Source organism: Flavobacterium resistens (genome assembly GCF_900182645.1).
GTDB classification, from domain to species: domain Bacteria; phylum Bacteroidota; class Bacteroidia; order Flavobacteriales; family Flavobacteriaceae; genus Flavobacterium; species Flavobacterium resistens.
Genome location: NZ_FXTA01000003.1, coordinates 612,868 through 626,054, shown reverse-complemented (window position 1 = coordinate 626,054; position 13,187 = coordinate 612,868). Strand labels below are relative to the sequence as shown.

Annotated in this window: 9 protein-coding genes; 3 read left to right on the top strand and 6 right to left on the bottom strand. The window is 34.3% G+C overall.

Annotated features, from left to right (window positions below; all coding sequences use genetic code 11):
• Nucleotides 1-49: 49 nt before the first annotated feature.
• Genes FN795_RS14035 through FN795_RS14010 form a run of 6 tightly spaced genes read right to left on the bottom strand, consistent with a single transcriptional unit; the run spans nucleotide 50 to nucleotide 6,869 of the window.
• Entirely contained in the window at nucleotides 50-1,285 is a 1,236-nt protein-coding gene (locus FN795_RS14035) for a glycoside hydrolase family 26 protein (protein ID WP_142451176.1), read from the bottom strand.
• A gap of 2 nt (nucleotides 1,286-1,287) precedes the next feature.
• Complete coding sequence (locus FN795_RS14030; protein ID WP_142451175.1) at nucleotides 1,288-1,845, bottom strand: carbohydrate binding domain-containing protein; 558 nt, start codon at nucleotides 1,843-1,845, stop codon at nucleotides 1,288-1,290.
• A gap of 41 nt (nucleotides 1,846-1,886) precedes the next feature.
• Entirely contained in the window at nucleotides 1,887-3,077 is a 1,191-nt protein-coding gene (locus FN795_RS14025) for an AGE family epimerase/isomerase (protein WP_142451174.1), read from the bottom strand.
• A 6-nt stretch (nucleotides 3,078-3,083) separates the two neighbouring features.
• A complete protein-coding gene (locus FN795_RS14020) occupies nucleotides 3,084-4,274 on the bottom strand; it encodes a glycoside hydrolase family 130 protein (RefSeq protein WP_142451173.1) in 1,191 nt (396 codons plus the stop codon).
• A 29-nt stretch (nucleotides 4,275-4,303) separates the two neighbouring features.
• On the bottom strand, nucleotides 4,304-5,695 hold the full coding sequence (locus FN795_RS14015) for an MFS transporter (RefSeq protein ID WP_142451172.1): 1,392 nt from the start codon (nucleotides 5,693-5,695) through the stop codon (nucleotides 4,304-4,306).
• A 37-nt stretch (nucleotides 5,696-5,732) separates the two neighbouring features.
• Nucleotides 5,733-6,869 (bottom strand): glycoside hydrolase family 26 protein, encoded by a 1,137-nt coding sequence (locus tag FN795_RS14010; protein ID WP_142451171.1) that lies wholly within the window; start codon nucleotides 6,867-6,869, stop codon nucleotides 5,733-5,735.
• A 307-nt stretch (nucleotides 6,870-7,176) separates the two neighbouring features.
• Here FN795_RS14010 and FN795_RS14005 point away from each other — a divergent pair, with 307 nt between their 5' ends.
• The 3 genes from FN795_RS14005 to FN795_RS13995 all read left to right on the top strand — a co-directional run bounded on the left by FN795_RS14005 (nucleotide 7,177) and on the right by FN795_RS13995 (nucleotide 13,168).
• On the top strand, nucleotides 7,177-8,055 hold the full coding sequence (locus tag FN795_RS14005; protein ID WP_035647779.1) for an AraC family transcriptional regulator: 879 nt from the start codon (nucleotides 7,177-7,179) through the stop codon (nucleotides 8,053-8,055).
• Between the two features lie 312 nt (nucleotides 8,056-8,367).
• On the top strand, nucleotides 8,368-11,556 hold the full coding sequence (locus tag FN795_RS14000; protein WP_142451170.1) for a SusC/RagA family TonB-linked outer membrane protein: 3,189 nt from the start codon (nucleotides 8,368-8,370) through the stop codon (nucleotides 11,554-11,556).
• Between the two features lie 13 nt (nucleotides 11,557-11,569).
• Nucleotides 11,570-13,168: a RagB/SusD family nutrient uptake outer membrane protein gene (locus FN795_RS13995; RefSeq protein ID WP_142451169.1), complete on the top strand. Its 1,599-nt coding sequence runs from the start codon at nucleotides 11,570-11,572 to the stop codon at nucleotides 13,166-13,168.
• Nucleotides 13,169-13,187: the final 19 nt, after the last annotated feature.

The following is a 13,187-nucleotide window of genomic DNA, read 5'->3' as shown; positions in this document are numbered from 1 at the left end:
TTTTGTTGTTACAACTTGAAACTTGAAACTTGAAACCTGAAACAAAAAACTATTTCGGCAATTCATACATCTTCGGCAAAGAATTCACTAATGCCGATTTTGATTTTGTTGCAAATGTTTTAAAATCATTCGTATTCGAAACTGAGCCATTCGGAACATAATATCCATCTTTATTGTTGTTCCAAAACATTACATAACTTATTTGGATGTCATTTTTAGTTAGAGAACTATAAAGTAAAGTCGAAAACCAATCGGTAATTGCAGGCGTTGAGCTTGTTACGCGAAAACCAGTTTCTGTTAAAGCGGCAATTTTTACTTTGGTTTTAGCATAATCAGAAAGGATTTTTAGTTTACTGTTTGCTCTGTCAGCTCCAGTTTGTCCTTGATTATTGAAATCACCATAATTATCCATTCCAAGAATATCCACATAATTATCACCCGGATATCTGCTGAAATAATCGGCTTGTGTTGTGTATGAATTATCAGGAGAAAAAGCATATAAAATATTATGAACGCCTTTAGTATTCTTCAAATAGTCAACTGTAAATTGATACGCTTTTTTGTATTCGTCAGAAGTAGAAAAACTCGCGCCCCACCAAAACCAGCTTCCATCAAATTCATGAAAAGGCCTGAAAATTATCGGAATCAATTCGCCATTTGTTCCTTTTAAATTCAAAACAACGCTGGCAACTTTATCTAGTTTTTTCTTGTACCATTCATTATTCACTCCGCCCGGTAAAATGCTTCTGAAAGCTGTAGTTTTTTGTTCCGATGTCATATCGGCAGCATAAAAAGATTCCTCTTTATTTGGTTCCCTCAAATGCCAGCAAAAAGTATTTATTGCACCTTTCGCGTAAGCGGCTTTTGCATCAGAAGCAATTTTTTGTTCTTGCTGATAAAACCAATTACTTGCTGTGCCGTCATTATTTTTGTCGGTAATAAACATAAAATCTGAACCTAAAATAGCTGGGTCAAAACCTGTGTTTTTTTTAATATCAGAATCGCCTCCCGCATCTAGATAAAAACTATTAAAAGCATCTTGCTGACCAATTGCTGTTTTCGTTTTGGCTAATTTTTTCAAATTATAAAACAAAGCAACAGTTTCTTTTGTCGCATTGGCATCAACTAAATAAGTCGCTGCATTTGTAGTCGTCAACGGATCAGTATCAACCACAACTGGCGGATCAATTACAACCGGCGAATCTGAATCATCATTGCTGGAACAGCTTGTAAATGATAGAATCAGCGCAGTTATAAAAGTTATTTTTAAAATATTATTTTTCATTTTTATTTTTCAGGATTAGCAATCGGATTTAATTTAAGATATTCTTCTTCTGAAAGTGAAATGGCTTTTACATCATCAAAAAAGACTGTACCATTTGTTTGAGCTAATGCCAGCATGATTCTTATTTTCTTGGCTTCTGCGGGAATTTTTACTGTTTTTTTAAAATATGTCCAATTTGTTGAACCTATAGCTTGACCAATTCTTTCAGTGCTAATTTGTTTGTCTCCTGAGTTTGTAAATTCGACAATTATTGCACCACATTTATAATCTTCTTTTTGAGTTTCAATAGCATCAGATTTTATCCAGGCGCTGACTTCTAAAGCATAACTGTTTTTAGGCAACGTAATAATTTGATCCAAAGCTTTCCACTCGGCACCAACAAATTGATTAATTGCAACACTGTTTTTTCCTGATTTTTTTTCAAGTGGAGAAAGTGCAGCATTTTCTTCACCTCTCCAATTAAGAAGATCGGTTTCAAATCCGCCGTTTTTTACTAAGTTGGTTTGCGCATTTGTTATTGTAATTAGAAATAACGAACAAAAAAAGAAGAATGTTTTCATAATCAAGATTTTAATTCAATTAAATGCTTTAGATATGTTTTCTAATCCGGTATTCTCTGAATAAGTTCTAAACAAGCTCTGCTGTTGTGATACGGACATTTCCAGAAACCGGCTTTGTCTTTTTCTATTAAAGTATAATCGCGGTAAACGCCCCAGAACCATTCTCCGTTTTGCGTATCGAGAATGTATTTTTTAATGAAATCCCAGTTCTTTAAAGCAATTTCTAAATAGGTTTCGTCATTTGTTAATTCGTATGCATTATAAAAACCAATTAAAGCTTCAGCTTGAACCCACCAATGTTTTTCGGCAATCAATTCGTTGTTTTTTGGATCGAGTTCGTACCATAAGCCACCATCAGTATCAAGACCTTCTTTGGTAACTTCGGCCATTAAAACAGCGTGTTTTTGATAACGCGAAATCAAACTTCTATCTTCAGAAATTTCAGCACATTGTAATAAAAGCCAAGCTGCTTCGATATCATGACCGTATGAAATCACATCTGGTTTTTCGATCCAGTTTTCGTCAAAAAATAAACGTAAATGGCCAGTTTCAGTATTAATAAAATACCTGTGAATGGTTTCAAGCAATCCAATAATATCATTTTGAAGTGCTTTGTCTTTCCAGACTTTAAATAAATTTGCATAAGCTTCGACAATATGCAAATGTGTGTTCATGGTCTTTTTTTCGTTGGCATCTTTGTCGCTCAAACGCAAATCGTCAATAGGTTGCCAATCGCGGGTTAACGCTTCAAAATAACCTTTGTTTTCAGGATCAAAACTGTGTTCCTGAATTTTTAAATATAAATTGATGGCTATTTCTAAAGCTTTTTCCTCTTTAGAAATAGCATAATATTCAGATAATCCATAAATCGCAAAAGCCAGAGCGTAAATCTGATTTTTAGTGTCTTTTGGAGTTTTGTCCACATTTATACTCCAAAATAATCCGCCAAATTCTGAATCATAAAAATATTTTGAAAGAAACTCAAATGCTCTTTTGGCCAATTGTTTATGCTCTTCTTTTTGAGTAACTTGATAACTTGCCGAAAACGACCATAATATTCGGGCGTTTAATACAGCACCTTTTTCGGTATTGGCGATAATGTGTTCTTCAAAATCAATCTGACCAATAAAACCACCGTTTTGATTGTCAATAGTATGTTTTGACCAATATTTTAAAATGGAATCCAGTTCTGCAGTTAATTCAGATTTAAACTGTTTTAGTTTTGCTGACACGATGAATTATATTGCGTTATTTTTTTCAATTTGGCTGATTATTGTTTCTACAGAACCTGCAGAAATGAAAGTATCAGCTGGTGTATTAGTTACATAATCAACAAGTTTTGCTACAGATGAAACTGCAACGTGCATTCTCGTATCTGATGATGCGTAATAAACATAAACCGTTCCGTCAGCATCTTCAATCCATCCGTTTGAAAATAATACATTTGATACATCGCCGACTCTTTCAATCCCTTCTGGTCCCATGAAATGTCCAGCAGGAACGTGAGTGACTTTTGAAATATCATTCAGATCAGTCATGAACATATACAATGTGTAACGTAAACCGGCGGCGGTATTACGAACGCCATGTGCCAAATGCAACCAGCCTTTTTCTGTTTTAATTGGAGCAGGGCCAAGACCATTTTTTAGCTCATAAATTGTATGATATTGTTTTCCGAAGATGATTTTTTCCTCTTTTACAATCGGGTTTTTCATGTCTTCTACATATCCTAAACCAATTCCGCCTCCTGCACCAACGTCAATAAAACCATCTTGCGGACGTGTATATAAAGCATATTTTCCGTTAACAAATTCTGGATGCAAAACGACATTTCGCTGTTGTCCTGTGTTCGAAATTAAATCCGGAAGTCTTTCCCAATTTACTAAATCTTTAGAGCGCACAATTCCTGCATTGGCTACAGCCGAACTTGTATCGCCTTTTGGTGCTTTTGGATCTTTTCTTTCGGTACAAAAAATACCGTAAACCCAGCCGTCTTCGTGGTTGATCAAACGCATGTCATAAACGTTTGTGTCCGGTTCTTCGGTTTGCGGAATTACGCATGGTTTTTCCCAAAATTTGAAATTATCTATCCCATTTGGACTTTCAGCAATTGCAAAGAATGATTTTCTGTCAATTCCTTCCACACGAACGGCAAGTAAATATTTTCCATTCCATTTCATTGCGCCAGCATTGAACGCAGCATTCATTCCGATTCTTTCCTGTAAAAACGGATTTGTTTTTTCGTTTAAGTCAAAACGCCAATTCAAAGGCACATGAGCTGCGGTAACAACAGGATTTTTATAACGCTGATAAATTCCGTTTCCAGCATTTTCTTCGGGAGCATTTTTTTGCTCCACAAGTGCTTTATGTTCTTTTTCTAATGCTGTTTTTCGGTCCTGAAAAACAGCTGAAGATTTTATTGTTGTCATATATTTTTATTTCGGTATCTGATTTATTTTTATAGTTTTTGGTCTCTTTTTTCGTTTAAATCTTGTTCGATCGTTTGCAGTTTTTCTTCAGATAAAGGATAGAATAAAATAAAAGCGACTGATATTGCTGCTGCGATTGCAGGAAGTATGCTTAACATTAATTGAATTCCGTGTTGTGCGGTGGCTGTTTGTTCAACATTGGCTTTAAAACCATAATAACCCAAAAGCCATCCCGCGCCCGCGCCACCAATTGTCCAACCAAATTTTTGTGACATTGATGAAGCTGAGAAAACCAAACCGGTTGCACGGCGTCCTTGTTTCCATTCTGAATAATCAGCGCTGTCAGCATACATTGACCAGATTAATGGGAAAATACAGCCCGCACAAATGCTGATTAAAATTTGGAAAGTCATGATCAGGAAAACATCTTCTTTTCCTAAGAAATAGAAAATGATGCTTAAAATTGAAGCTATGGCCATTGCGCCAAAAAAGGTGTTTTTCTTCCCAATTTTATTTGCAATTGGAGTTGCCAAAATAACGCCAATGATATTTGCCGCTTGTCCTAAAACGAAATAAATAGAAGTTGGTGTCATATGAAAATCATGTCCGAAGATGGAAAAATCGAAGTTCACATTCTTGCTGACATAATATTTAAAGTAAAAAACAGCAGCACCGTCCCTAATTGAATTGAATATCAAAGTTCCGATCCCGGCACCAAGTAAAATCCACCAAGGTTTATTTTTTAATAAATCTTTTAAATCTTCTTTTAAGTTGGATTCTTCATTTTCAATAGGTTTTACTCTTTCTTTAGTGAAGAAAAAACAGGCCCAGAAAAATAGTGTTGTAATAATGCCAAAAACGATCATGGTTTTCAGCCAGCCAGTTTTAGAATCAAGGCTTCCGCCGAAATAATTCACTAAAGGTTCGATTAGCCAAAGTGCCAAAAAACTTCCAGCAAATGCGAAAACCATTCGGTATGAAGACAAGGTATTCCTTTCTTTTCGATCCGATGACATTACACCCAGAAGTGAAGCATACGGAACGTTGATCAACGAATAAATCATCATCATTAATGAATAGGTCACGTAGGCATATATTATTTTTCCTTTCTCGTCAAAATCGGGGGTGTAAAAAGTTAGAACTCCAATTACAGCAAAAGGCACGGCAACCCATAATAAATAAGGTCTGAATTTTCCCCATTTTGTTTTTGTTCTGTCGGCAATGATTCCCACAATTGGATCAAAACAAGAATCCCAGATTCTGGTGATTAGAAACATGGTTCCTACGACAGCAGGGGCTATTCCGAAAACATCAGTATAGAAAAAGAGAAGATACATACTGAAGATTTTCCAGAACATGGATGATGCAGCGTCTCCGAGACCGTAACCGATTTTTTCTTTTAAATTAATTTTGTCGTGCATTGAATTCTTTTTAAAGGTTGTAAGTTAGATTTGGTTTTTATTTTAAAACTTTCTGAATATCTTTTTCAAAAAGTGTTTTGTCGAGGTTGTAAAAATCTATAAAATCTTTTTCGCTGACTTGTCCAGGAAATGGCGCGTAATAATGCATTTTTTGCTCTTTTTCCTGCCAGCCGTGGTTTCTCCACAATAAGACATAGGTTATTTTATAATCGCCAATCGCTTTGTTTAGAGTTCCTGTCCACCATTTTGGATCCGGAATTGCTTCATAACCAGCTTCAGCAACGGCAATTAATTTGTGTTTTTCGAGTCCGATTTCGTTCACAATTTTAAGTTGTTTCTGAACTTCGTCAATGAATTTTTTGCCGTCTTTATCATCATTATTCTGATAACTATCAAAACTTAAAATATCAGCGTAATTATCGCCCGGATAATTGGCTAAAAAATCTTCTTTAGTACCAAAACTGCTTGTGTTGTAGATATAAATTAAATTGTGAACACCTTTTTTTTGAAGATATTCCAAAGTGAATTTCCATAAAGATTTGAATTCTTCTGGTGTACAATTTCCTTTTCCCCACCAAAACCAGCCTCCGGTAAGTTCATGATATGGTCTGAAAAGAATCGGAATGTTTTTTCCTGTTTTATCTTTTAAAGACAAAAAGAAACCAGCAGCTTTATCAAGCCAAGAAGTAAATTTTTTATGATTTTCGCCACCTGGTAAAATTGTTTTTATAGCGCCTGGAGTATTGTCCCAAGCATTTTTTCCAGTTGATGGATTATCAAAGTGCCAGCTGATAGTTGAAATTCCGCCTCTTTCATTGGCTTCTTTGATATATTGTTTCATTTTATCAAAAGGAACTCCGTCAATATTTTTGGAATCGTCTTTTTCTAAACCAGCAATATCCCAGCCGTAAACTGCAGGATAATCTCCTGCGGTTTCTTTTACATCGCTTCTGCCGTTTTCATACTTCCATTTTACGCCATATGCAAGGTCATCCTGATGCCCAAAAAGATATCCTTTTTGAGTTAATTGATTTAGTTTTTTATACAACGAAACGGTTTCAGGTGTTGCTTTTTTATCTGAAAGTGACAAATTAGTATTACCGACAATCGATTTTGAAGAACATGAAGTTCCAATAAATACTGCAATAATTAAGGTAAGTATATTTTTTTTCATTCCGGTTTTATAATGTTTTTGGATGTAATATCCACAAATTCAGAGATTGAGAATGTGATTTTTGTGCTTCAATTTTCAATCGACGATTCAGTATTGTTTTTTAGATAAAATTATTAAAACTTTAAAAAGATATTCTATTAAAAACGATTAATGTTTATTATTAATGACCTTTTTAGAAAATCGATAATTCTATTTTTCAAAGATAATTGGATGTTTATCGTGTAATTAATATTATTTTATCAATTATATATCATATTATTGCAATCGAAAAAGATCTAATTACTTCATAAAATAGCTTTATATAGATATGAGCAGTACTAAAAATTTTTACAGAGAAATAGCGCCGCTGTCTGCTGGAGACAGTTTTTTGGTTTTTGACCGAGTTAAAGATAGTTTTGATTTTCCAGTTCATTATCATCCGGAATTTGAGATTAATTTTATTTTAAACGGAAAAGGAGTAAAGCGCGTTGTTGGTGATAATATTGAAGAAATCGACAATGTTGAATTGGTTTTGATTGGTCCGAATTTATATCATGGATGGGAATTGAATAAATGTACGAGTAAAAAAATACATGAAATCACAATTCAGTTTCATAATGATTTATTTCATGAATCTTTGTTGTCAAGACGAATTATGAATCCGATTCGGGATATGTTTAATCGTTCGATTCATGGAATTTTGTTTTCTAAAAAAGTGGCCGAAGAATTAACGCCAAGGCTTGTAAGGCTTTCTAAATTAGATGGTATGGACTATTTTTTAGAAATCACTTCCTTGTTATACGATCTTGCCAATTCCAGAAATCAGCGTTTGCTTTCTACTTATACTGTAGATTATGATACGTTTGATGATTACGATAAAATGAAGTTGGTTTATGAATATGTTCAGAAAAATTTTGCTGATAAAATTACTTTAGAAGATGCTGCAAATGTGGCAAGCATGTCTATAATTTCATTCAACCGATTTATTAAAAAACGCACCGGAAAAACTTTTGTCAATTATATTAATGATATCCGAATTGGATATGCAGCGCGCTGGCTTGTTGAAAAAGATATGAGTGTTTCAGAAGTGGCTTTTAAATCAGGTTTTAATAATATTGCCAATTTCAATCGTAGTTTTAAAGCTACTAAAAACTGCACGCCTAGTCAATATAGAGAAGATTTTTCTGGATTAAAGCGTATTTTGTAGTGATACTTTTTTTTCACAAACAAATATTATTTTTAACGAAATCGTTTGCTTTTTGCAGATTCGTTCATTTTTATTTATAAGAAGTAGTGATTTAGGAGGTGCTATTGCGAAAAACGCAATTAATGTGTAGTTTTATTTTCATATGTGTTTTTTTAAACTGATATAGTAAAAATATTATCATTAAATGATATAATACTATCGATTTAATGTTTTGTTCTGTTATAGATTTGTTAAATAATTTAGAAAATAAATCACACCCTTTTTATTACTTAATTATGAGTAAAACAAATTTAAACTAACCAAACACTTATTATGAAAAAACTAATGACTAACTTTATTCATTGGAATGCTAACCACAGAGCAGTTCCTTTGATTTTATTCTTGTTGCTGAGTAATTTTATTACTGCTCAGGTTAAAATATCAGGAGTAGTTTCTGATGATAAAGGAATGACAATTCCTGGAGCCAACATTTCTGTTGTTGGTACAAAAACTACAGCTTCGACTGATTTTGACGGTAAATACACGATTGATGCTCCTTCAAACGGGACTTTATTAGTTTCATTTATTGGATTTGATTCTCAGAAAATAGCCATTGGAGGCAGAACAAAGATTAATGTTTCACTGCAATCAAGTTCTGAAGACTTAAAAGAGGTAGTTGTAATTGGTTACGGAACTCAGAAAAAGAAAGACGTAAACGGTGCGATATCTTCCGTAAAATCAACAGATATTGAAAATTTAAAGCAAGTTTCTATTGATCAGATGCTTCAGGGTAAAGCAGCGGGGGTTTCGGTAACAAATAACTCGGGACAACCTGGAGGAGCAGCTTCTGTTAGAGTTCGTGGTACGACTTCGATCACCGGAACTAACGAGCCTTTATATGTAATTGATGGTGTGCCAATCTCTGGAGATGCTACTGGTAAATCGACAAGTGGTCAGACTTTGGCTGGAAAAGATGGTTTTTCTTCTTCAGGAGGAAGTGGGAATAACGCTATGAGTCCGCTTTCAATGATCAATCCAAATGATATTGAATCTATGGATATCTTAAAAGATGCTTCTGCAACAGCAATTTACGGTTCTAGAGGTGCAAATGGTGTAATCATTATCACAACTAAACAAGGTAAAAAAGGAACTGGAAAAGTATCTTACGAAAATTATACTTCGTTTGCTTCTGTAACTAATAAATTAGATGTTTTGACTTTGCCTGAATATGCAACTTTAAAAACAAATTTGGCTAAATTATGGGGTTTTCAAACGCGTCAGGAATTTGCGCATCCAGAATTATTAGGACCTGGAACTAATTGGCAAGATGAGGTTTACAGAACAGCAATTTCTAATAGTCATCAATTGTCATTTTCTGGAGCAAAAGAAGGAACCAGCTATTATTTATCTGGAAGTTATTTAGATAATGAAGGAACAATCATAAATTCTGGATTAAAAAGATATACAGTTAGATTGAACTTAGATTCTAAAATTAAATCTTGGTTGAGAGTGGGAGGTAATCTTACTGGAGGTATTACAAATGAAAGAATTACAGTGAATCAAAGTTTCTCTGGTTTGATTTCAAATACTTTATTGCAGTCGCCAGATATTCCTGTTAGAAATTTAGACGGAACTTTTGCTGGACCACCATCATCAGAACAAAGTGTAACCTATTATAATCCAGTTGCTGAGGCTTTAACCAGAGATAATAAATTGGTTAGAAAGAATTTCTTAGGAAATGTTTATGCTGAAGCTGAAATTATTAAAGGGTTAAAATACCGTATCGAAATTGCAGCAAACACTGAATTTTCTGAAAATGATGATTTCAGACCATCTTATAAGTGGGGAAGCCAGACGAACTTACTTGCCGATCTTGATGTAAGAAGACAAAACTGGTATTCTACAAACATCAAAAATTTATTGACTTACGATAAAACTATCGGAAAACATAAATTTACGGTTTTAGCAGGTCAGGAAGCTAATGATTCTCACTGGGAAGGTTTAATTGCTTCTGCACAAGGTTTTAAAACAAATTCAATTCACACTATTAATTTAGCTGATGTTGATAATAATACAGTAACACAATATAAAGGAAGCGCTTCATTATCGTCTCTTTTTGCTCGTATTATTTATGATTTCAATGACAAATACAGTATTACAGCGTCAATCAGACAGGACGTTTCTTCTAAATTTGATCCAACTACAAACAATCAAAAAGGTGTTTTCAATGCGATTTCTGGTTCTTGGAGATTGTCTAATGAATCTTTCATGGAAGGAACACGTAAATATGTAGATAATATTAAAATTAGAGTGGGTTACGGAGAAACTGGAAATCAGCAAATTCCAAACAACAGCTATTCTGCAATGTTAGGAACGCAAAATTCTGGTTTAGGAAGCGGATTCCTTCCGTCAAATTATCCAAATCCAGATTTAGTTTGGGAATCATTAAATCAGACTAATATTGGTATTGATTTTACAATGTTTGACAGTAAGCTTTCTGCAAGTTTTGATGTTTACGACAAAAAATCAGAAGGTTTCTTATTTCAGGTTCCATTGCCTCTTTATTTGACAGGTGGCGGAGGTCAGTATGGCGGAGTTTCTGCACCTTATTCTAATTTAGGTACAATGAGTAATAAAGGTTTTGATTTGACTCTTGGCTATGATATGAGATCTACAGGAAATTTCAATTGGAATGCTTCAGCAGTTGTTTCTCATTACAAAAATAATTTGGATGAAATCGCAAACGGAATCGTTTTGACTCAGGAAGTTAATACTAATGGATATCAACCGGTTGTAGTTACGAATACTACTATTGGAAATCCAATTGGTTTGTTCTACGGATATAAAACAGATGGACTTTTTAAAGATCAGGCAGTTTTGAATAGCGCGCCGATTCAATTTGGTCAGCCTGTTGGAACTGGAGCTGGAGAAACAGCACTTGGTGATGTTAAATATGTTGACGTAAATGGTGATGGAAAAATTGATGCTGCTGATAAAACATTCATCGGAAATCCGCATCCAAAATTCACTTACGGTTTTACAAATAATTTCAGATACAAAAACGTAGATCTTTCTATTTTCCTTCAGGGATCATATGGAAATGATGTTATGAACTTGACGAAAAGAGCAGGTACAACGAATGCTTCGTTATATGACAATCAATTAGTAGATGCGATGGATTATTATTCATCTACAAATACAGCAAGTAATAATCCAAGACCAATTGCGGATTCAGCAAATAACAACTTGCTTATTTCTGATCGTTATGTTGAGGATGGTTCTTATTTGAGAATTCAAAACGTTACGTTAGGATATTCATTGCCACAGGATGTTCTTTCAAAATATAAAATTTCAAGATTAAGATTGTACGGATCTGCTCAAAATTTATACACGTTTACTAATTATTCAGGTTACGATCCAGAGATTGGCTCATTTAATCAAAATGTGCTTTTATCAGGAATTGACAACGGAAGATATCCGGTAGCAAGAACATTTTTAGTTGGTCTTAACTTAGAATTTTAAAAATTAAAAAAAAATGAAAAAGAAATCTTTTTTAAATAGATATAGTTTGCTTTTTATAGCAGCAGCGTTTCTGACTTTTGCATCATGTTCAGATGATTTTACGGACAGGCCTTCGGAAGATGGAATAAGTTTGGATTCTTATTACAGCACAAACGACCAGGTTTCATCGGCTACAAATGGTATGTATAGCAGAACTTGGTTTCAGATGTATAATAAATTTTGGTGGGCGCTTGAAGTAGGTTCAGGAAATATGTATTCAGGTTCTCCAGACGTAAGCGGATTACGAACATTTGCATTAAATGGAAGTGATCCTGAATTAGTAAACGGTTGGTCATCTTTATGGGCAAATGTGCAGCAGTCTAATATGATTATTAACTTTTTAGCTGCGAGAGTTGGACCAGATGTTGATAAAGCTGTCTTAGATAATGCAATTGGTGAGGCTTATTTTATGAGAGCAACTGCTTATTTTGATTTGGTAAGACTTTGGGGGCCGGTGCCAATTATCGAAAACCCGCTTGATTACACAAGTAATCCTTATGTAAATACGAATAATGTTGCAGATGTTTACAAATTAATTACAATGGATTATTTGAAAGCAATTGATTTATTGGCTGCTAAAACAAGAGGAACAAATTATGCAAGCAACGGACACGTTTCTAAAGGTTCGGCAAGAGCATTGCTGGCAAAAGTGTATTTGTACCAAAAAGATTATGCAAATGCAAAAGCAATGGCAGAAGCTGTTATCAGCAGTGGTGAATTTAAACTTTTAGGAGGTGATCAATTGCCAGGAAAAACTTTTGCAGATTTGTTTACTTATCCAAACAACAATAATGAAGAATCTATTTTTGCTATTCAATGGAAAGGTGACGGAGCTTATGGTTCTGCAAATAACTGTAACACACAATTTGGATTCCAAGATGGTACATTGTCAACTTCAAATGCATCTTACGCAGGAGTTTTTGGACCAAGTCAAGAGGTGATTCTTTCTTTATATGGAGCGGGTGATTTAAGAAAACATGAAACTGTAATGGTTGCAGGAGATAGTTATCCAACTATTAAAACAACACAAGGAATTGGTTTTACTGTACCAACTGGTAAAGATTTGGCTCAGGCTTCTGGAGGTGCAATTAAAAAATATTGTATTGGTGTTGTAAACGGAAGTGCTACAGGTCAAGCCGATGCATGGGCAATGATGGATAATAATACTTATGTTATGCGTTATGCAGAGTTGCTTCTTATTCATGCTGAAGCAGTTTTAGGAGCAAACGCAAGTACTACTGATGCGAGTGCTTTAAACTCAATTAACCAGGTTAGAAGAAGAGCTGGTTTGGCTAATTTAACTTCAATTACTTTTGATGATATCTTTTTGGAAAGAAGAAAAGAATTGTGTTTTGAAGGAGATTATTGGTTTGATTTAGGACGTATTGACAAGAATAAAGCAATCGCAATTATGTCGGCTCAAAATAGAGGAGATAGATATGCTGAACGTCATTACACGCCTGTGTACAGTCAAGATCACGCAACAAATGATTTCTATATGGATTATCCGGATAATGAGGTGGCTAAAAACCCTAAGTTGTTGCAAGCGCCAGTTCCGTATACTTTTAAATAATTACTAAAATTTGACCATT

What these genes read in the sequence shown, in the direction of transcription:
- FN795_RS14035 (WP_142451176.1), bottom strand. Translation starts at nt 1,285, where the DNA reads ATGAAAAATAATATTTTAAAAATAACTTTTATAACTGCGCTGATTCTA.
- FN795_RS14030 (WP_142451175.1), bottom strand. Translation starts at nt 1,845, where the DNA reads ATGAAAACATTCTTCTTTTTTTGTTCGTTATTTCTAATTACAATAACA.
- FN795_RS14020 (WP_142451173.1), bottom strand. Translation starts at nt 4,274, where the DNA reads ATGACAACAATAAAATCTTCAGCTGTTTTTCAGGACCGAAAAACAGCA.
- FN795_RS14015 (WP_142451172.1), bottom strand. Translation starts at nt 5,695, where the DNA reads ATGCACGACAAAATTAATTTAAAAGAAAAAATCGGTTACGGTCTCGGA.
- FN795_RS14010 (WP_142451171.1), bottom strand. Translation starts at nt 6,869, where the DNA reads ATGAAAAAAAATATACTTACCTTAATTATTGCAGTATTTATTGGAACT.
- FN795_RS14005 (WP_035647779.1), top strand. Translation starts at nt 7,177, where the DNA reads ATGAGCAGTACTAAAAATTTTTACAGAGAAATAGCGCCGCTGTCTGCT.
- FN795_RS14000 (WP_142451170.1), top strand. Translation starts at nt 8,368, where the DNA reads ATGAAAAAACTAATGACTAACTTTATTCATTGGAATGCTAACCACAGA.
- FN795_RS13995 (WP_142451169.1), top strand. Translation starts at nt 11,570, where the DNA reads ATGAAAAAGAAATCTTTTTTAAATAGATATAGTTTGCTTTTTATAGCA.